Origin of the sequence: Vibrio sp. THAF190c, assembly GCF_009363355.1 — a bacterium.
Taxonomy (GTDB): domain Bacteria; phylum Pseudomonadota; class Gammaproteobacteria; order Enterobacterales; family Vibrionaceae; genus Vibrio; species Vibrio fortis_A.
In genome coordinates, this window is sequence record NZ_CP045339.1 from 229,858 (window position 1) to 249,032 (window position 19,175).

The following is a 19,175-nucleotide window of genomic DNA, read 5'->3' on the forward strand; positions in this document are numbered from 1 at the left end:
AATTCAATAACCTAGAGAGAATCTATTTCAGATCTCGCTGTTTCCACAAAACGAAAATGGCGGGGATCACCAGCAGCGTCAGAAGTAATGCTGATGCCATGCCTCCAATCATAGGGGCTGCAATTCTCTGCATGACTTCTGAGCCTGTACCCTGCCCGTACATAATTGGAATCAAACCAATGATTACCGTCAGGACCGTCATCATCACCGGACGAACTCGTAAGCCAGCACCTTCACGAATCGCATCCAGCAGATCCTTGTGCTGCAGCGGTGTGTGCGCATTCTCGTGGTCTTGTTTTTTGAAGTTCCACGCTTGGTTGAGGTACACCAACATAATCACTCCGATCTCCACTGCAACGCCGGCCAAGGCAATAAAGCCAACGCCTACGGCTATCGAAAAGTTGTAACCGAGGTAATGCATCAACCACACCCCGCCAACCATCGCGAGCGGTAAAGTCAGCATGATCACCATGACTTCTCCAACACGTCGGAAGCTCAAGTAAAGTAAGAGCATGATGATTGCAATGGTGATTGGCACAACAATGCTCAAGCGCTCCTTAGCTCGCTCCATGTATTCGTATTGGCCAGACCAAGCCAACGAATAACCAGCAGGAAGCTCTAGATGTTCTGCCACCGCACGCTTGGCGTTTTCGACATAAGTTCCTAAGTCACGCCCTTCAATATCAACAAATGCCCAACCGTTTGGACGCGCATTTTCCGTTTTGATCATTGGCGGACCATCTTCGTAACGCACGTCAGCGACATCGGCTAACGCGATGCGTGCACCATTCGCTGTTATCAGAGGCAGGTTTTGCAACTTGATCACCGAATCACGATACTCTTGCGGGTAACGAACATTAATCGGATAACGCTCTAAACCTTCTACCGTCTCACCGACATTCATCCCACCTACTGCTGTTGATATCACTTGCTGTATCTCAGCGATGTTTAGGCCATAACGCGCAGCAGCTCGGCGATCAATGTCGATAGTGACATAACGACCACCAGCTACACGCTCCGCATAGACAGACGCAGTTCCCGGTAAGTCATTAAGAATAGGTTCAATATCTGCCCCTATCTTCTCGATAACTTTCAGATCAGGTCCTGCAATCTTGATCCCGATTGGAGTCTTAATCCCTGTCGCCAACATATCGATACGAGTTTTGATTGGCATAACCCAAGCATTGGTTAGGCCCGGGAACTGAATCAGGTTATTGAGTTCATCACGCAGCGACTCCGGTGTGACACCGTCACGCCAGGTGTCTTTCGGTTTAAACTGAATCACCGTCTCAATCATGGTTAGTGGCGCGGGATCGGTCGCTGTTTCTGCCCTGCCGATCTTGCCCCACACCGTTTCTACTTCAGGAATGGTTTTAATCAACTTATTGGTTTGTTGGAGTAATTCACGCGCTTTACCTATCGAGATACCCGGATAGGTCGTCGGCATGTACATCAAATCGCCTTCATCCAGCGGTGGAATGAACTCGCTGCCTAGCTTACTGGTTGGGTAATACGCAGATGCCATCAAAGCCAGTGCGAACAGAATGATCGTTTTCGGGAAACGCAAGCTTAGGTTAAGCAATGGGCGATACAGTCCAACCAAGCCTTTATTGATTGGATTCTTATGCTCAGGAAGCACCTTGCCACGAATGAAGTAACCCATAAGCACAGGAACTAAGGTGATCGCCAAGCCCGCAGACGCCGCCATCGCATACGTTTTAGTGAACGCCAACGGTGAGAACATCTTGCCCTCTTGCCCTTCCAATGCGAACACAGGCACAAAGCTCAACGTAATAATAAGAAGCGAGAAGAAAAGCGGTGCCCCCACTTCTTCAGCAGCTTTACCTATCACCTGCCAACGATTGTTATCATTCAGCGGAGTGCGCTCAATGTGTTTATGCACGTTCTCAATCATCACGATCGCGCCATCAACCATAGCCCCGATAGCAATTGCGATCCCGCCTAGAGACATGATGTTGGCGTTGATTCCTTGCCAGTGCATCACGATGAATGCCGACAAAATACCAACTGGAAGGCTCAGTGCGATGACTAATGATGAGCGAATATGGAATAGGAATAACGCGCACACAATCGCGACCACTAAGAACTCTTCAGCAAGCTTTTGCCAAAGGTTTTCTACTGCTGAGTCAATCAAGGTTGATCGGTCATAGGTCGCAACAATCTCAACCCCATCCGGCAAGCTGCGTTGTAACTCATCAAGCTTTATTTTTACCTCCGCGATCACCTCACTGGCGTTCTCACCAAAGCGCATAACGATGACTCCGCCAACGGCTTCACCTTCACCATTAAGCTCTGAGATACCGCGACGCATCTGAGGGCCAAGATTCACATCAGCAATATCACCAAGTAATAACGGTGTACCTTTAGCGGTCACTTTCAAAGGCAGTGCTTTGAGATCGTCAATACCACTCAAATAGCCCGACGTGCGCACCATATGCTCAGCTTCTGCCACTTCAATAACTGATGCACCTGTTTCTTGGTTACCGCTTTGAATAGCATTGTTGACCTGCTTCAGTGTTAGGTCGTAGGCACGCAATTTAGCGGGATCAATTTGCACTTGATACTGCTTAACCATGCCACCGACTGTCGCGACTTCAGACACACCATTGACGGTTTGCAGCTCATACTTTAAGAACCAGTCTTGAAGGCTACGAAGTTCCGCCAGATCATGCTGACCAGTTTTGTCTTGTAGAACGTAACTGTAGATCCAGCCCACACCGGTCGCGTCTGGGCCAAGTGTTGGTTTAGCACTGGTTGGCAGCTTAGGCGCGACTTGGCTGAGATATTCCAATACCCTTGAACGTGCCCAATACATGTCAGTGTCATCGTTGAAAATGATATAAACGTACGAATCACCAAAGAACGAATAGCCTCTAACGGTTTCAGCACCAGGTACTGCGAGCATTGCTGTAGTAAGCGGATAGGTCACCTGATCTTCTACCACTTGCGGCGCTTGTCCCGGATAGCTGGTTTTGATGATAACTTGCACATCAGAAAGATCCGGAATGGCATCGACAGGCGTATTCTTCACACTGTAGAGGCCACCTAAAGTCAGAGCGATAGTGGCGACAAGCACCAAGAATCGATTGCTGATCGACCAGCGAATAATTGCATTAATCATCACTACTCCTCAGCCGACTCAATTTTCTTCAACACGTAATCCGTGCCAGATTTCACCACGAGGAAGCGTACTTTTTGTCGCTCTTTGTAATCATCAAGTGGAATGTCATCGCTCGCGGTGAAATTCATCTCTCCGGCTTGCCACTGCCACTCATCAACAGCTTGGTGATTCACTGTGATCATGCCAAAATCTGCCATCAGCATGGTGATATCGCCTTCGACCCAGACTTCCGTCGCCATTGTGTTATCACTTTGGCTCACTTCGGTGACTTGGAATTGTCCTGAATCCGTCTTCTCCATTTTAAAATCGATCGCCTGACCGTTCGCTAAGCCAGATAAATCAACCTCATCAGAGAAGGTAAAGTCCATTACCATTCCTGGCCAATCCCACTCGGGAACCGGTTGATGCTCAATGGTTGCCATGCGATGCCCCACCATCAGATTTGTGATACTGCCTTTTGCCCACACGGAATCGCTCATCTGCATTGGCTCTTCATTGACTGAAGAGATTCGAGACAAGTCTGCCGTTTGGCTAGACTCCGAATCCAACATGAAGTGAGCAGAAGTAACGACGCTCACACCCTGTTCGAGACCTTCAAGCACTTCGACACGATCGCCTGCTTCACGCCCTACACGAATACGATGTGAGCGATATTTGCCATCACCTTCAGACAACACCACTCGCGTCATACCACCCGAGTGAATCACCGATGAACGAGCTACTGTTAGAACTTGATCGTCACTTTCTGGTTTGAGCGTGATGTTCGAGAACATATTCGGCTTCAGCTCACCATCAGGATTGGGAAACTTAAGACGCACTCGCAGTGTTCGAGTGGTTGGATCTAGGATTGGGTAAACGTAATCCACACGACCGCTCCACTCGCCACCCGGAACCGCGTCTAACGTCATCGAAGCTGCAGTGCCTTGTGAAATCCAGTGTGCTTGACGTTCAAACACCTCGGCATCAACCCAAACTTCTTCCAGCGGGCCGGCGCTAATGACCGCTTGAGCAGGAGAAAGGTAACCACCCTCACGAATATTTAAGGTTGCGATAACCCCATCGGCTGGCGCTTTTATCTCTATGGTTTGCGATGCTTTGCCACGTCTCACAATTTGATTGATTTGCTGTTTATCAACTCCTAAAGAGACCAATCGTTCCTTAGCACCTAAGATCATACCTTTACGACCTGTTTTATAAGCGCTCAACAGCTCTTCTTGTGCCTTAACTAACTCTGGAGAATAGAGTGTAAACAGCACTTCACCCTTGGATACAGTTTCACCTACCGCATTAATAAATAGGTCTTGAACCCACCCCGCCGCACGGACGTTGGTCTGCCATAGACGACTTTCATCAAAGGCAACGTAGCCCACCGTCTCTATTTTTGGCGTCAAAGGTTCTAACATCACGGATTCGGTTTTTACCCCAAGGTTGTTCTCCACTGAAGGGGCAATAGTGACCGTCCCCGGTTTATCTTTTTTTCCTGCCAAGTCATCAGCATAAACAGGAACCAAGTCCATCCCCATAGGTGACTTACCCGGCTGGTCTCGTTGATAGTTCGGATCCATCGGAGCAACCCAATAAAGCGGTTCATCTGCGCTTTTTTCTGACACTTCTCCACTCATAGCAGTGTGGTTCATCGGGAAAAATTGACTCGCGCCAACACCGATTGCTGCGCCAACGACAAGAGCAATACTTGCGACTGTAAATGATTTCATGATGTTTCCTTATTGCGCTTGTGGCGTTGTCTTTGATGATTGAGAAGGCTGGTGATATGAGCCACCAACAAGCGCAGCCAATTGACTGTTAACTATGTTTAAATCGGTGATTAATCTCTGCTGTTCTAGCTCGATATTGAGCGCGTTAGTCATAGCAGTGATCACGTCATTAAATTGCGCAGTGTTATTTTGATAACCGCGTTCAACGGCCTTTGTGGTTGCATTAGCTTGAGGAATAAAGCTGTTTTGATAACGTTCGATACGCTGAGATAGGTTGTCTCTATCCACTAAAAGCGCGTTTACTTTGGCGTTCATTTGACTAAGAAGCGTCTCTTTCTGAGCACGGGCAGAACCCACTTGGTACTGAGCAGCTTCAACACTCTTGTCTTGACGATTACCCGTGAATAGCGGGATATCCATGGTCACATAAGCACTGACCAGATCTGACGCCGGATTACCCTGCATATTGTCGGCTTGACGATAGGCGTACATCACCTCGACACCGAACTGAGGTAGATACGCTTGCTCTGCAATCTCGACTTGCGTTTCGTTGACAGTGATAGCCGTATCAGCAGCACGAACCATTGGGTGTGATTGCAATAAAGCGTAGTATTGGGATTGACCAAGATAAGACTTCAACTGACCTTCTAACGCTTGCCAGCTCAATGCGTTACTGGCCTGAATAGATTGAGGTTGTGCGTCTGATTGTGACCCATCTTCAGCAAAATTCGCCTGTGATGAAGTCAACCAGTCTGAACCTAACCACTCAGAAAGCTGAGCGATAATTCGACGCTGTTGCTGCTGATTAGCTTGCAGCTTTTCATCAAACTTAGCGACATTCAGTTGAGCGTTGAGCAGATCCTGAGCTTCGCTGTTACCTATCCCATAATTGGTCTCAATAAAACGCTCAAGCTCTACCATTAGACGGCGCGTTTCTAACAAAGTTGAACGTGCGGCTTGTTGATAACCCAGCTCCAACCATAGTGTGGTAATAGTGTTGGTAATTTCTCTCTCTCGAACGGCAACTTGCAAGTCAATACCATCTGCTTGCTGGCTAGACTGGCGCTCCTTTAAATCCAACGTCGAACCACGTTCAAACTGCTGCATTAACCCAACAGAAATATTGGTCATTGGATCTCCGTCGAACTTAAAACTATCGACAGGAAGTCCGCCAAAACCCACTTTTAGTTTTGGATCACTGAGGGTGGCTGAAGCGATGCCCGCATGACGAGTCGCTTGAGATTGAGCGATGATTTGCTGACGACCGCTATCCCGCTGCAAAGCTTGGTCAATAAGCAGTGCTAACTGGCGTTCATGGGCTTGTAGAGTCTCTACTTCGCTAGCAACAACAGCACGACTTCCGTTTGTAGAGGTCACTGCCTCATTTGACGATGCTGCCATCACAAATGCAGGCATCGCTATCAGGCTGGTGCACATCGGAAGCACCAACCATCTCGATTCAATATTCACAAGAATAAATCCATTTTGTGGCGTTAAAAAACGCATAGATCGCACCTAGGCTCAACCTGGTAGGTCGGTCTTAGGTAATGAGATTTGGGAATTGTGAATTAAGCGGAAGGCGGTCTTAGGATAGACTGAATGCGCGCAACTTTACTGCCAATAATCACAGAGTGATAAGGAGCAAGCGAGTAAGCAAAACTGGATAAGGAATTGATAGATTGGATTGGGTAAGACCAGCTCAGGCAGATAGACACACAGCAATTGGCGCCCATATCCCCACCGTGTGAGCAATGAGAAGTCTCATGTTGTTCCATATCATGCATAGATTGATCATCACTAGAAACATCACACATTGAAGACATTGCATGAGTCATCATACTCGCGTGATGGCAAGACATCGTCTCTTTATCCATCATCTGCATCTCCATGGTTGACGCACTGGAGACAGACGTCGACATCAACATCGCAAAGATGCTGAAGATCGTAATCCAAAATGTCTTAAGTGAATGCGTCATAACCAATCCATATATTTTGAACCGTCACTATAAAGGTTACCCCAAGGGTAAGGTCAATGGCTCTTTAGACAAAGATAGCTCCAATATTGATTAAGCGCTCATTAAATAGACTTATTGATACTTTTCTAACAATTATCTTTGTCGTCTAGACAAAACACCCTAGTTGATGTCGTGCAGACACAAATTTACTATGCGCAACATCAGTTTTAACAACGAATCTTCAAATACTTAGAAGCGTCGGTTAATCCATGGTCATGAAACAGGTCATTTTTGAATTTCGATTCGTCCCCAGTTTATGAGCCCATTTGGTGCTCGTTTCTACCTGAATGAACCTTTGGAATTATTTGTGAACGTTTTAAAGAATATTTGCCCACTTAAAATGGGGAAAGAGCGTGACAAGCGCGAGTATGATTTGCGCGTACTGAATCGTGTTAGTGATAGTGAATACGCTTCACGCATGGCAATTTGGGATACTCTGTTGATGGGTAAACCAGCGGCAAGTGAAATGAAAGGGTTTATGGATGAGGCTTTCAACAAGCTTCAAAATGAACTGAAAGAAACCAGCCGCGAGTTGTCGATTAACTACACCGACTTTATTGCTATGGCGCATGAAGAAGTGAATTACATCAAGATATTCGTGGCGGATAACAAGGTGCAAATCGGTTGGTACATTGCTATCGCTTTGACGATTGCAGGAACCATCGCTCTTTGTATGCAGTAGGCTGAGTTCAGCTCATACAGAACTCACCAAAATATGACTAGAAAACAAGTTACTCGTTTTGAGCCGTTGTTTTCTAGTCAATTGAAATCTGAGCTACTCCATTTCTGAACTATTCGATTTCTGAACTATCCCATCAAAGAGAGCAGATGCTGAGCAGCAGCTTTGGGATCATCAGCCTGACAGATAGCTGAAACTAAAGCTAAACCATGTACGCCAGTCGCCATTAATTCAGGGATATTACTCTCGTTAATTCCACCAATACCAACGATCGGCAGTTTCGTCGTTTCGAGCGCACTCTTTAAACCTTCAACACCCCAGTGCTTTTTAGTATTGGTTTTGGTAGGTGTAGCAAAAATCGCACTCAAACCGATGTAGTCAATTGGAAGGTGTTCCGCTTCTTTAAGCTGTTGTTCATTCTCAATCGAAAGACCAAGTATTTTATCTTCACCAATCAGCCGTCGCGCTATCTCCGCAGGCATATCTGACTGACCAAGATGAAGCCCATCAGCGCCTACCGCCAATGCAACATCAACACGATCATTAATAATCAAAGGAACACCTGTTCCGCTGAGAATCGCTTTTACACGTTGTGCTCTCTCAATGAAAGCTCTCACATCACCATGCTTTTCTCGCACTTGAACCATGGTTACGCCACCTGCAACACTCAGTTCAACAACATGCTCTAATGTGGCGAGATCTTGCTGATCGTCGGTGACAAGATACAACTTGTATGGATTGCTCATTGATTTGGAGTCCTTATTAATGCACGTACTACTCTTTGGAGCTCTACATGCTTTGTTATTTTTAAATGCCTAGTCTACCGATTGATCGCACTAGACACATCAATTACTCGCGCCATCTTCCCTCAATCGCAATTCGTAACGAGTTGTCACTTCTTGCATCATGACAATATGTTACTAGGCACACATCAAACCACTCAAAAACTCTAAAACCAGCACTCACAGACAACAAAACACCTACAAGTGACACATTAATGTTACATTTTGCATGCTCTTACATCTTAAATGTGAAATACTCTACGAGTACTTACAGGCAAGAATACAGTGAAACGCGGATTATAAGGATGTATATGCGTCAACTATCTATCTCTTTAAGAGTGAAACTGGGTTATGCGATCTGCTTACTCTTTTTCATCATCTCGGGCTTTGTTAGCTTTCAAGGGATCCAAACCCTGTCTAACGGTTTTAAACACTACAGTCTATTGAGTGGGCAAGCTGAAAAGTCCAGCAATATTGAAACCCACTTTCTACAAATGCGCCTCACCTCTGAGCGCTACCTAGCAACGCTTGATGACCAATATCAGCAAGCTTATCTCGCCAATAAAAGCGACATCGACCAACAACTGCAATCTTTACTCAGCCAAACTCAACACGCCGATAGCCTAGAACGCCTTTCTCAGGTTCAACAGAGCATTACTGCCTTTGACCAAGCTTACCAGTTGATGAGTCAGAGCCAGCAATTAATCCACCAGCTAGTCACAGTTGAGATGGTGAAAAGAGAAGAGAACGCGCTCAAAGCAGCTCAAAGCTTACTTTACGAGTCTTACAATAACGATGACTCCAACGCGAGCCTGTATGCTGGCATGCTTATGGAGAACTTCTTAGCCGCGAAAATCGCAGTGCTAAGCTACTCAAACGACGGTAATCCAAAGACCTACGAAACAGGCCAAGATCTGTTTGAATATGCCCTACCCGGTATTGAAGGTGACATCCGCTCTCTGGAGTCATCAGATTACCAAGCAGAATTGATCGATAGCTTCACCGCTCAGCGCGAAGCCTACGCAACGGGTTTTGAGCAAGTCCACCAACAGAAACTAGAGAATGCTCAGCTTCAAACCCAGCTGACCAGCTTAGGTGATACCCTTGCCATTGCTGTATTAGATGCACAATCTATCATCGAGCAACAGAAAAACGCACTTATCCCAGAGCTCGAACTCAGCGAAGAGCGTTCAATTCAGATCATCGTGTTACTCACAGGCATTGCATTATTGGTTGGGACTACGAGCGCGATTCTTGTCACTCGCTCCATCAACAAGGGGATCGCTCAGGTTAAAGAGATCACCAATGAGTTGGCACAAGGTAACTTGAGTGGTGACGTTAAAGTAACTGACCAGAATGAGATTGGTCAGTTGCTAGAGAACATGAAAACCACCATCGAGTCGCTGCGCGATATCGTTCAGCAAGTAAATGCTTCCAGCTTACGCATTGGTGAAATGTCAGAGTCACTCGACAGCGTGACCACAACGGGTTCAAACAACGCGTCGCGACTCAATGACGAAATCATCAACATCTCATCAGCGGTGTCTCAGCTTGCATCAAGCACGTCTGAGATCGCATCTAGTGCTAACCATGCCTCTGAAGTGGCAAGCCAAGCGACTTCAAACGTTGCTATGGGTTTAACAGAAGTAGACAAAACCCTGCAAGAGATTGGCCAAGCTGACGAGCAAATGCAGCTTAGCAGCCAGAAAGTGAGCGATTTACATGCTGAGTCGATGAACATTGGCGCAATTTTAGAGGTGATTCAGGGCGTAACCGAGCAAACAAACCTGCTTGCACTGAATGCTGCGATTGAGGCTGCGCGAGCTGGTGAACAAGGTCGTGGCTTTGCCGTGGTTGCAGATGAAGTACGTACTCTAGCGAAACGTACTCAAGAGTCTGCTAGCCAGATCAATGATTTGATCACCTCATTGCAGCGCGGCGCTAAAGACGCTCTCGAGTCGATCAAAGAGAGCCATGGCACAGTATCTCAAGCTTCGACGCAGGCGCAGCAGGCCTCTCAAAACTTGCATGTGATTAACCAACATATTCAAGATCTTAACCAAGCAAATAGCCAGATTGCAGCTTCGGTCGATGAGCAAGATAGCCTAACTCGCTCTCTAGGTGACAACGCTCAAGGCGCGAATACCGTCGCCCAGAGTAACCAAGAATCTGTAGCTAAAATTTCGGAAGCGGCGAGCGATCTTACTGAGGTTGCACACCATCTTAAGAGCCAAGTTGACCGCTTTAAAAGCACCTAGCTTGCGCCGCAGCCACAGCCAATTGGATATATCTCAATAAAAATAGCCCCGAGTTGTTAAGACTCGGGGTTATTGTTTTTGGCTTCAGAGAGCTTTTAAGCTGCGAGTAAAACTGTAAGCTAAGCTTTCAGCTTTAGACGAGCAGTAAGCGTCTCTTCGTCCATTTGATACAGGGCGTCGAGGATATTTAATTGCAGGCTACCTGGTCCTTGCGATTGCTCTGCTGCAATTTCGCCAGCAACGCCAAGTACCGCAGCAGCAGCCAAACCGCTATTATCACCAACCGCAGCAAATGCACCAGTGAGTGCAGACAGCGTACAACCCATACCCGTCACGTAAGGCATCATGGCGTGACCGTTGTTCAGTTGCGTCACCGAGTCCGCAGTTACGACATAGTCAGTCTCGCCAGAAATCACCACGCTTGCGTTGTATTCAGCCACAAGGAACTTGGCTGCGCCTACTGCTGCCTCACTGCTATCTAGAGCATCAATACCTTTGCTTTGAGCTTGTTCACCCGCTAGTGCAATAATCTCTGAAGCATTAGCGCGAATAATTAAGCGGTCTGCCTGTTGAGCAATACGACGCGACGTGTCGGTTCTAAGCTGGCTCGCACCACACCCTACTGGGTCAAGCACCACGGTTTTTCCATTCGCATTTGCTTGCTCAACAGCAAAGTCCATGCGCGGCGTCCAAACACTGTCTAACGTACCAATATTGATCACCAATGCGCCTGCAAAAGACATCATCTCAGCCATTTCCTGCTTTGAGTGTGCCATGATAGGTGACGCGCCCAATGCCAGCAGTGCGTTCGCACTGTTATTCATAACCACATAGTTGGTGATATTAACCACCAATGGTTTCTGTTCTCGAACCGCTTGCAGAGCGCTTGTGATCTGTTCAATAAGCATAAAGACCTCTAGTTAATGTTGGGTAATACAGCATCGCTTGCATCAAGTCCTTGCTGCCAAAACGCCACTTCCATGCGTGTCGCCGTCTTAAAGATGTGAATCAAGTTCTGTCCACGTTGGCTATTGATATCAATTTCCGCCAATAGTTGGTCGAAATACTCAGCTCCTGCCGCTACGCCACTTTGGAACTCTTCGCCACCATACAACTCAATCCAGCTGCGGTATGGATTACCTTCCAAGACTGTTTTAGGATCTTCCAGTAGTGCTTTACCAATCACAGCATAACCGATAGAACATGGTGCCAGTGCCGCGTAGAGATCAACCAAATCGCCCGTCATGCCGGCATCCAGTACATAACGTGTATACGCCACAGTACCAAAGTCTTCCGGCTCGTTTTCTAGGTCCGACTCAGTCAACCCCCACTGCTCACAATAAGTCACGTGATGACCAATTTCAGAATCCAACAGTGCATGTACACTTGGCAATGCACGACGCATATCCGCCAGTGTATTAGCTTTGTAGATCGCTAATGCATAAGCACGGGCATACTGCTTTAGAAACAGAAAATCTTGTTTTAGATAATGTAGAAAACACGGCTGAGGCAGAGTACCTTGCGCCAGCGTTTGCACAAACTCATGCTCGGTGTAGTCCTGCCAATCTTGCTGACAAGCTGTGATTAAATCTTGATATTTCATGATGTTCCTTATTCGAACGTCGGTACGTAGTCAGCCGCTTTTGGCAGTGATTTGATGATGCCTTTGTCGTACATGAACTGTGCGTAATCATCGTAACGCTTATGATCGACTGCCGATGGGCGAAGTGCAAAACGCGTTAGAGTGTCGTTCCATGCACGCTGGTTTAGCTCGTTGTTAAGAGTGTCTGGCGAGTAAGCAACAAACTGTTTCCAAGATTCGGTTGGGTGGTTCACGATGTAGGTCGTCGCCTGCTCTAGCGCTTTGTTGAACGCTTTGATCGCGGCTTCATCACGTTTGTTAGCATTCGCAACAAAGATCAGCTCATCGTAAGCAGGTACACCGTGCTCTTCTGGGAAGAAGGCTTTTGCCTTGTAACCTTCAAGTGCTAGTTGGTTGGTTTCAAAGTTACGCAGGCCGCCCCAAATCGCATCTACTTTGCCAGAAGCCAGAGATGAAGAGAGTGCCCAACCCACATTGATGGTTTGAACGTCAGTAAATGCCACGTTTTCCTGCGCTAGCATAGTGCCGATCGTCGCTTCTTCGTTACCTGCGATTGCGATACCGATCTTCTTACCTTTAAGATCGGCCAGTGAATCATTCTTGCCATTGTCCAGAACCATTAGCGTGTTCAATGGTGTTGCGATAAGCGTAGAGGCTCTCACTAATGGAAGACCTGCTGCTACGTCGATCGTTAGACTCGGCTGGTATGTAACAGCAAGATCAACGCGCCCCGCGGCAACTAGCTTAGCGGGTGTACTTGGGTCTGCTGGTTCTTGAATTTCAACTTCTAAGCCCTGCTCTTCAAAGTAACCACGCTCGTGTGCAATCACGATCGGGCCATGGTTCGGGTTTACAAACCAATCTAGCATCAGCGTTACTTTAGTTTCATCTGCCATAACATGACCTGAAACCAACGAAGCCATTAGAGCAGCAGCGCTCATAAATTTACTGTTTTTCACGATTAACCTTTCCTTTTGAACTTTCTATTTTTATAGATTTTGTTTAGTTGTGGCTTTCCCAAGGGATCGCCTTTTTGAGTAATTTGTCTGTGACAAAGTAGAGTGAGATAGAGAGCACAGCTAAGATAAATAGCGCAGCAAACATCTCATCAATAATCATTCGAGCGTTAGCTTGTAGCATCAGGTAGCCAAGCCCTTCACTTGAACCCACCCACTCACCGACAACCGCACCAATTGGTGCAATCACTACAGCCACACGCACACCTGATGCCAAAGTCGGCAGTGCCGCTGACAGCTGAATATGACGTAACCTTTGCCATTTAGTGGCGCCCATAGTTTGAGCCAGATCGAGATAGCCACGCGGGGTATTGCGCAGTCCGTCGTAGCAGCACGTAGTCACTGGGAAGAAAATAATGATCGCTGCCATCACAACCTTGGAGGCGATACCGTAGCCAAGCCACAGCATCAGAACCGGAGCGATTGCAAAGACAGGAACAGCCTGACTCGCGATAAGAATAGGCAGCAACCAACGTTTGAGCGGTTCGAATAGCAACATTTGCAGTGCGAAGAACAATCCCATCGATAAGCCAAGTAGCAGCCCCAGCAGGATCTCTTGAGCAGTAACCCATGTGTGCTTCAACAACACGTCATAGCGTTCAATCAGCTTGTTAAACACTTCCATCGGAGCTGGCAGAATAAAGCTAGGCATTTCAAATACCACAACCACCAACTGCCACAGACCCAGAATAATTGCGGTGCTTATCACGACACGCAGTAACGGGCTCATAGAGCGATCCTTATGGTTCGATACCGATTGAGGCTTGGTTAGCGCTTCGGAACTATGCATAGTCTTGCTCCAACTGCTCTAATATTTTCTGCTGAATGCTCGCGCACTGACCATCTATGGTTCTTGGGGGTAATGTTGTCGGAACTTGCAGTGATTGAGCAGATGCGGGTGAACCTTGCAACACGTAAAGGTTGTGTGCCAAGCGCACCGCTTCTTGTGGATCATGAGTAATTAAGACCACGGTCTTATCTTGCAGCAAGTGAGCCGCTAAGGTTTGCAGTTTGTGCCTTGTTACCGCATCTAACGCGGAGAAAGGCTCATCCATCAATACGATAGGTTTGTCTTGCATAAGCGTTCGCGCTAACGCAACACGTTGACGCATGCCACCAGACAGTTGTTGCGGCATAGCATGAGCATAATCAGCAAGCCCAACCGATTTCAGCAAAGACAAAGCTCTTGCGTGGTTGTCTACATCGCTCGAAACACTTTCCAAGCGTTGGGTGTCTTTCCCAGCAAAGCGCTGGCTTAGACATACGTTATCAATCACCGATAACCAAGGCAGCAGCAGATCTTGCTGTGCCATGTAGGCAACTTTGCCCTCTAGCGATTGACCATCACTCGTCTTCACGACACCTTGCCACTCGATGCTCTCACCCAATAGACCAGCGAGATAACGTAAAATGGTCGTTTTCCCGCAGCCACTTCTGCCCAATAAAACGGTCCATTGAGATGCAGGAATCGATAAGCTCAGGCCTTGCAACGTCGACTGTTGGTTATCGAGATAACGAATGCTGGCGCTGGTGATTTCAACGCCAAGAGATTTAGCGGACATCAGCATGACCTGCGTAGAAGTGATTCACAGGTCCGTGCCCTTGACCGACATTTAATTGATCTGCGTGGGCAATCGCTTCCGATATATAGCGCTTACCAAGCTCAACGGATTGAGTCAGCTCATTACCCTGTGCAAGGTAAGAGGCGATAGCAGAAGAGAGCGTGCAGCCCGTGCCGTGAGTGTTCTTAGTTGGGAAGCGTTTTGCGCTGATAAGTGCAGTGCTTGCTGGCAAAATCAAAAGGTCATTGCTGTTTTCGTCTTGCTCTAAGTGTCCACCTTTCAACAGCACAGCTTTCGCACCCAACGATCGCAGCTCTTCAACCATGTCTTGCATGTCGGCTTCGCTTGCAGGAACAGGTTTCCCTGTCAATGCAGCGCCTTCCGGCAAGTTAGGTGTAATGATGTCTGCAAGTGGAATAAGTGCTTCTTTCAAGGTGCTGATGGCTGACTGCTCAAGCAACAAGTCGCCACTGGTCGCAACCATTACCGGGTCAATAACTAGGTGTTTAGGTTGATATTGCTTAATCTTATCCGCTACAACCTTGATGATGTTTGAATCTGCCAACATGCCGACTTTAACTGCGACAACATTCAGGTCGCTGAATACCGCATCAAGCTGGCTTGCAACATGATCTAATGGAATTGGAAAGATGGCTGAAACGCCTTGTGTATTTTGCGACGTGATCGCGGTGATCACTGAACACGCAAAACTACCTGTCGCAGACATGGCTTTGATATCGGCTTGAATACCTGCGCCGCCGCCACTGTCTGAACCCGCAATGGTTAACACAATCGGAGTGCTTGAAGAAATGGACTGAGTGTCGATTTGCGTGCTGGAATGCTGTGTCATGGTCGCTCCTACCATCTAAAAGACGTAGGAGAACTGAACTAAAACCGAGATAGCTGGCACCAGAGATCGAAAAATCGATGGAATGAAAGTCGGTACCGCATAGGTTTTAGTATCAATAGTTCCCTACGCCAGTACTAACTGAATCAGGTTCAACGGGTCTCGAAATTCGATCTCAGCAAATACAACACGGTGTAATTGCCCCCCGACTATTTGCATCCATACTAACAGCACTCTTGAGAGTGAGGTAATAATTTTGCAGATTATTATTGACTAAAGCGTGAACGAAAGCGTTTTCGTCCACAAACTCGACAGTTTTTGGGGATTGAAAAACATCCAATTAAAGAGTGGTACCGCCGCAAATTGTCCAAAATAGTTTACCTAACCTAACTGCTGCATTACGCTCCAGAGTAAAGCGAGCTGAACTCTACAAACCATTGAACATAGTTATATATCTATAAAACGTTTTATAAACACAATTGATAATACATTGCATCTAGAGTATAAGCATTTGTTAAGTAAAGATATGTACTGATGACTAAGCGGTGGATATAGAATGGAAATTAGAAGTGCCAATATATGGATTAAACTGCGTGAGCAAGGGTTCACTCGTTTTGTTATAACGTCGACTGTTAGATCCTTTTTAATCGCTGGGTTGCTGTTGATGGCGACGAACTTCATCCTAGGAGCAGAAGTGACGCTGGCTAATACACTGCAAACGCTACTCACAATACTCGTCTCGCTCGGGGTGAGCTTTACTCTAATTTGGTTCTACGTAAAACACAGATACCAGTCGCAGTCAGTTTAACTGAGACACACAACCTACAAACCGACTAGACTATAGCTTTCGCACACTGATTTATCTGACTTAAGACTGAATACCCAATACAAGGACGGTAGATTGAATACTCTGATTTATTGCTTAATTGCAGCTGCCCTACTTCCCTATCTAGCGAAAATCCCGGTGGCTATCGCCATGAACAAACTGGGTGGCTACGACAACAATCATCCACGTGAGCAACAGGCGAAATTGCAAGGGTTTGGAGCTAGAGCACTTGCCGCGCACCAAAATGCGTTTGAGTCTCTCATCGTATTTTCAGCAGCGATACTTCTTGCCGTAGCAACGAATACTGTCGACGAGAGCGTGCAGTTGTTTGCAATTCTCCATATCGGTTTTCGAGTGGCTTACCACATTCTGTATCTGGTCAATATTGGTGTTATGCGCTCGGTCTGTTGGGCGGTTGCGATAGGCAGTTCGTTTTTCATTATGGGGCAGTGTGTCCAAAGTTTATAAGCATGACGCTGTTCGTTGATGGAAAGATCTGTAATCAGTTGAAGTGAACCTGTACGTAAATGTAACCATCCATGGTATTTCGGCTTTATTTGACAACCTTAACCCACGCGATCCAATACGGCAGGCTTTAGTCTGTGAGAGATGTAAACCACTGGCTCTGACCACAGTGAATCAAGCTCTTCAACATATTGTGCGCCAGTCATTGGGCGGCTATATGGGTGAACTTTAGTTCGAGAAATACTTCGAACATCACCGACTGCATCAACATCAACTATATAACCGCTGTCATTGCTGCTCCCACGATTAGGCTTAGAGAGCCTTAAGCCAATCGGTGCACCTCCCTCCGGTGTCGGTGGAGTTGTAGAGTTCTGCTTGTTCAAAATGATATGCAAAACTTCCTGTAGCAAACCAAAAGCGAGTACGACATAGATGTAGCTCTTATCCAGCTCGATCCCTACTCCTTCCAACATAAGAACGACACCAAGCATCACTAAGAAAAGCAGTGCCAGTAGCTTCAAGCCGGGGTGTTTGGTGATGGTGGTTTGAATAGCCTCTGCTAGTAGCACCATGATGACAGCTGACACAACAATCGCGGTTATGATAATCGTGACTTCGTCCACCAGTGCAACCGCTGTAATCACAGAGTCAAAAGAGAACACCGCATCAACCGCAATAATCTGCAACACAACCAACATCAAACTGCTGCTGTTGGAACGTGGTTGTTTGACTTTCGGTTCCGTAAGCCACGCTTGCAATTCATGTAGGCTCTTTAACAACAAGAAAGCGCCCCCAAAAATCAGAATCAGATCTTTTCCTGACCAAGCCCAGCGAGAAATCGATATGAGTGGCTCTGTCAGAGTCATCAGCCAAGACACTGAGAATACTAACCCGATTCGCGACAACACCGCCAAGCTGATGCCTAGGTTACGCACTCTTCTTTGTAAGCGTTTTGGTAGGTCTTCAACCAAAATCGAGATGAAGATGACATTATCGACACCAAGGATAACTTCTAACAATAGTAAGGTTCCAAATGCCACCATATAGTCTGCAGTCATACTATGCGCCCCCAACTAAATGTTGAATCACGGCAAGCAAGAGCAACGCACCGACAACGACGCCTACAAGAAAACGGGCGATTGAGCCAACTACTCTACGATTGCTTGACGAATAAGTAGAACCACTCCCAACCAAAACTGGAATAGAGCGAATCGGATCAGCTGCTGACCATAGGATGATGAGTTGTGTGATAAATAGCGTCAGCATGATTACGCAGTCTCCGCATTACGCGATAACGTCAGCTTTTGTCTGCGCTTTTTGTAGGCATAGATGTATAGCAATTTGATAACGATGATGGTCATGGTTGGCCCCGTAGTGATTGAAAGGCCGCTCATTCTACGAATTGAATGATATCAAGCATCAGTAAAGGCTTATCTATCGGTTATTGAAATATAAAATAAATATAAAACAAATAAAATCAGAAAGTTATTGATAGTTTTTATCTCTACAACACTGATTTTTCATCGATCACATGGGCGGTAATGACAAGGAAATAATAAAGTTATAAGCAAACTCTGATGTGTTTCTCGCTTCAAGGGCACAAAATATTGCTCCTAAATGAAAGAGGTCAATATGCCAATCTATCTTACTCAACTCATCGAAACGCTACGCGAATATGACATTATACTCGCGCTGCTTTTTGTCCTTTTTTACTGGCTATTTAAACGCTTTATCTCGGCAACAATCACTAATCTAGCAAAAATGAAGTCGGTATCTTCTACACGGACGGCATTCATTATTCGTTGCTTTAATATTTGTTGTTTTATATTGCTGTTTGCCACTTACATCATCGTTAGCGGGATTGGCTATGGTAACTTCACCATTTTCATCTCTTCGCTCGTTACAGTATTTGGTGTTGCATTTATCGCGCAGTGGTCAATTCTAAGCAACATTACTGCGAGTTTTTTAATCTTCTTCGTATTCCCTTATCGAATCGGGGACTCAATCGTGGTGGCAGATGGGGATGGTATTGAAGGAAAAATTCTCGAGATAAAAATGTTTCATACTTTAATTAGGCACCCAAGCGGCAACCTAATCACCTACCCGAACTCTTTGCTTCTTCAAAAGAGTGTCACAAAGGTGATTCGCAAAAATACTCAACAGACAGATAAAACTGACAAGCACACCAGTCAAGTGTCACACAAAGACAAAACTAAGCCGAAAAGCATTGCTGTATAACATATCAATGCCATGGGGCATTTTGAT

Annotated in this window: 18 protein-coding genes and 1 riboswitch; of the genes, 5 read left to right on the forward strand and 13 right to left on the reverse strand. The window is 46.4% G+C overall.

Translation table 11 applies throughout. The annotated features are described in order from the left end of the window. Positions 1–22: 22 nt before the first annotated feature. The 4 genes from FIV04_RS16080 to FIV04_RS16095 all read right to left on the reverse strand — a co-directional run bounded on the left by FIV04_RS16080 (position 23) and on the right by FIV04_RS16095 (position 6,833). Positions 23–3,142 (reverse strand): efflux RND transporter permease subunit, encoded by a 3,120-nt coding sequence (locus tag FIV04_RS16080; protein WP_152469705.1) that lies wholly within the window; start codon positions 3,140–3,142, stop codon positions 23–25. Positions 3,143–3,144: 2 nt separating this feature from the next. Beyond that, positions 3,145–4,857 carry an efflux RND transporter periplasmic adaptor subunit gene (locus tag FIV04_RS16085; RefSeq protein WP_152469706.1) on the reverse strand — a complete coding sequence of 571 codons (1,713 nt, stop codon included), beginning with the start codon at positions 4,855–4,857 and terminating at the stop codon, positions 3,145–3,147. Between the two features lie 9 nt (positions 4,858–4,866). Then, positions 4,867–6,294 (reverse strand): TolC family protein, encoded by a 1,428-nt coding sequence (locus tag FIV04_RS16090; protein WP_253895572.1) that lies wholly within the window; start codon positions 6,292–6,294, stop codon positions 4,867–4,869. Between the two features lie 131 nt (positions 6,295–6,425). Further along, positions 6,426–6,833: a hypothetical protein gene (locus FIV04_RS16095; RefSeq protein WP_152469708.1), complete on the reverse strand. Its 408-nt coding sequence runs from the start codon at positions 6,831–6,833 to the stop codon at positions 6,426–6,428. Positions 6,834–7,212: 379 nt separating this feature from the next. On the opposite strand from FIV04_RS16095, the gene FIV04_RS16100 reads away from it, so the two are divergent. Continuing rightward, a complete protein-coding gene (locus tag FIV04_RS16100; RefSeq protein ID WP_032552962.1) occupies positions 7,213–7,554 on the forward strand; it encodes a hypothetical protein in 342 nt (113 codons plus the stop codon). Positions 7,555–7,679: 125 nt separating this feature from the next. On the opposite strand, the gene thiE is transcribed toward FIV04_RS16100, so the two are convergent. Then, positions 7,680–8,297 carry a thiamine phosphate synthase gene (thiE, locus tag FIV04_RS16105; protein WP_152469709.1) on the reverse strand — a complete coding sequence of 206 codons (618 nt, stop codon included), beginning with the start codon at positions 8,295–8,297 and terminating at the stop codon, positions 7,680–7,682. A 347-nt stretch (positions 8,298–8,644) separates the two neighbouring features. Here thiE and FIV04_RS16110 point away from each other — a divergent pair, with 347 nt between their 5' ends. Beyond that, positions 8,645–10,591 carry a methyl-accepting chemotaxis protein gene (locus FIV04_RS16110; RefSeq protein ID WP_152469710.1) on the forward strand — a complete coding sequence of 649 codons (1,947 nt, stop codon included), beginning with the start codon at positions 8,645–8,647 and terminating at the stop codon, positions 10,589–10,591. Between the two features lie 119 nt (positions 10,592–10,710). On the opposite strand, the gene thiM is transcribed toward FIV04_RS16110, so the two are convergent. The 6 genes from thiM to thiD are packed head-to-tail and all read right to left on the reverse strand — an operon-like array spanning position 10,711 to position 15,622. Beyond that, positions 10,711–11,499, reverse strand: coding sequence for a hydroxyethylthiazole kinase (gene thiM, locus FIV04_RS16115; protein WP_152469711.1), 789 nt, complete (start codon positions 11,497–11,499; stop codon positions 10,711–10,713). Between the two features lie 8 nt (positions 11,500–11,507). After that, the gene (tenA, locus tag FIV04_RS16120; protein WP_150870216.1) at positions 11,508–12,194 is read right to left on the reverse strand and encodes a thiaminase II; all 687 of its coding nucleotides are present in this window, start codon (positions 12,192–12,194) and stop codon (positions 11,508–11,510) included. Between the two features lie 8 nt (positions 12,195–12,202). Beyond that, positions 12,203–13,153 (reverse strand): ABC transporter substrate-binding protein, encoded by a 951-nt coding sequence (locus FIV04_RS16125; RefSeq protein WP_152469712.1) that lies wholly within the window; start codon positions 13,151–13,153, stop codon positions 12,203–12,205. A gap of 43 nt (positions 13,154–13,196) precedes the next feature. Further along, entirely contained in the window at positions 13,197–14,000 is an 804-nt protein-coding gene (locus tag FIV04_RS16130; protein ID WP_152469713.1) for an ABC transporter permease, read from the reverse strand. Then, a complete protein-coding gene (locus FIV04_RS16135) occupies positions 13,993–14,772 on the reverse strand; it encodes an ABC transporter ATP-binding protein (RefSeq protein ID WP_152469714.1) in 780 nt (259 codons plus the stop codon). The genes FIV04_RS16130 and FIV04_RS16135 overlap by 8 nt, the downstream gene beginning before the upstream one ends. Beyond that, on the reverse strand, positions 14,762–15,622 hold the full coding sequence (gene thiD, locus FIV04_RS16140) for a bifunctional hydroxymethylpyrimidine kinase/phosphomethylpyrimidine kinase (RefSeq protein ID WP_152469715.1): 861 nt from the start codon (positions 15,620–15,622) through the stop codon (positions 14,762–14,764). Before thiD ends, FIV04_RS16135 begins: the two co-directional genes overlap by 11 nt. A gap of 103 nt (positions 15,623–15,725) precedes the next feature. Continuing rightward, positions 15,726–15,837, reverse strand: a riboswitch (TPP riboswitch). Positions 15,838–16,175: 338 nt separating this feature from the next. On the opposite strand from thiD, the gene FIV04_RS16145 reads away from it, so the two are divergent. Beyond that, positions 16,176–16,427 carry a hypothetical protein gene (locus tag FIV04_RS16145; protein WP_152469716.1) on the forward strand — a complete coding sequence of 84 codons (252 nt, stop codon included), beginning with the start codon at positions 16,176–16,178 and terminating at the stop codon, positions 16,425–16,427. A gap of 93 nt (positions 16,428–16,520) precedes the next feature. Further along, positions 16,521–16,913, forward strand: coding sequence for an MAPEG family protein (locus FIV04_RS16150; protein ID WP_152469717.1), 393 nt, complete (start codon positions 16,521–16,523; stop codon positions 16,911–16,913). A 98-nt stretch (positions 16,914–17,011) separates the two neighbouring features. Here FIV04_RS16150 and FIV04_RS16155 read toward each other — a convergent pair whose 3' ends face one another. Together FIV04_RS16155 and FIV04_RS16160 are read right to left on the reverse strand one after the other, a co-directional pair. After that, on the reverse strand, positions 17,012–17,968 hold the full coding sequence (locus FIV04_RS16155; RefSeq protein WP_152469718.1) for a TerC family protein: 957 nt from the start codon (positions 17,966–17,968) through the stop codon (positions 17,012–17,014). A 1-nt stretch (position 17,969) separates the two neighbouring features. Next, positions 17,970–18,176 (reverse strand): hypothetical protein, encoded by a 207-nt coding sequence (locus FIV04_RS16160; protein WP_152469719.1) that lies wholly within the window; start codon positions 18,174–18,176, stop codon positions 17,970–17,972. 366 nt (positions 18,177–18,542) lie between these two features. Between FIV04_RS16160 and FIV04_RS16165 the strand changes: the two genes are divergently transcribed. After that, a complete protein-coding gene (locus tag FIV04_RS16165) occupies positions 18,543–19,148 on the forward strand; it encodes a mechanosensitive ion channel family protein (protein ID WP_152469720.1) in 606 nt (201 codons plus the stop codon). The last annotated feature ends 27 nt before the right edge of the window (positions 19,149–19,175 follow it).

Excerpts from the sequence above, each read along its gene's own strand:
- FIV04_RS16095 (WP_152469708.1), bottom strand. The coding sequence starts at position 6,833 with ATGACGCATTCACTTAAGACATTTTGGATTACGATCTTCAGCATCTTT.
- thiE (WP_152469709.1), bottom strand. The coding sequence starts at position 8,297 with ATGAGCAATCCATACAAGTTGTATCTTGTCACCGACGATCAGCAAGAT.
- FIV04_RS16145 (WP_152469716.1), top strand. The coding sequence starts at position 16,176 with ATGGAAATTAGAAGTGCCAATATATGGATTAAACTGCGTGAGCAAGGG.
- thiD (WP_152469715.1), bottom strand. The coding sequence starts at position 15,622 with ATGACACAGCATTCCAGCACGCAAATCGACACTCAGTCCATTTCTTCA.
- FIV04_RS16165 (WP_152469720.1), top strand. The coding sequence starts at position 18,543 with ATGCCAATCTATCTTACTCAACTCATCGAAACGCTACGCGAATATGAC.
- thiM (WP_152469711.1), bottom strand. The coding sequence starts at position 11,499 with ATGCTTATTGAACAGATCACAAGCGCTCTGCAAGCGGTTCGAGAACAG.
- FIV04_RS16135 (WP_152469714.1), bottom strand. The coding sequence starts at position 14,772 with ATGTCCGCTAAATCTCTTGGCGTTGAAATCACCAGCGCCAGCATTCGT.
- FIV04_RS16085 (WP_152469706.1), bottom strand. The coding sequence starts at position 4,857 with ATGAAATCATTTACAGTCGCAAGTATTGCTCTTGTCGTTGGCGCAGCA.
- tenA (WP_150870216.1), bottom strand. The coding sequence starts at position 12,194 with ATGAAATATCAAGATTTAATCACAGCTTGTCAGCAAGATTGGCAGGAC.
- FIV04_RS16155 (WP_152469718.1), bottom strand. The coding sequence starts at position 17,968 with ATGACTGCAGACTATATGGTGGCATTTGGAACCTTACTATTGTTAGAA.
- FIV04_RS16130 (WP_152469713.1), bottom strand. The coding sequence starts at position 14,000 with ATGCATAGTTCCGAAGCGCTAACCAAGCCTCAATCGGTATCGAACCAT.
- FIV04_RS16160 (WP_152469719.1), bottom strand. The coding sequence starts at position 18,176 with ATGCTGACGCTATTTATCACACAACTCATCATCCTATGGTCAGCAGCT.
- FIV04_RS16110 (WP_152469710.1), top strand. The coding sequence starts at position 8,645 with ATGCGTCAACTATCTATCTCTTTAAGAGTGAAACTGGGTTATGCGATC.
- FIV04_RS16080 (WP_152469705.1), bottom strand. The coding sequence starts at position 3,142 with ATGATTAATGCAATTATTCGCTGGTCGATCAGCAATCGATTCTTGGTG.
- FIV04_RS16100 (WP_032552962.1), top strand. The coding sequence starts at position 7,213 with ATGGGGAAAGAGCGTGACAAGCGCGAGTATGATTTGCGCGTACTGAAT.
- FIV04_RS16090 (WP_253895572.1), bottom strand. The coding sequence starts at position 6,294 with ATGTGCACCAGCCTGATAGCGATGCCTGCATTTGTGATGGCAGCATCG.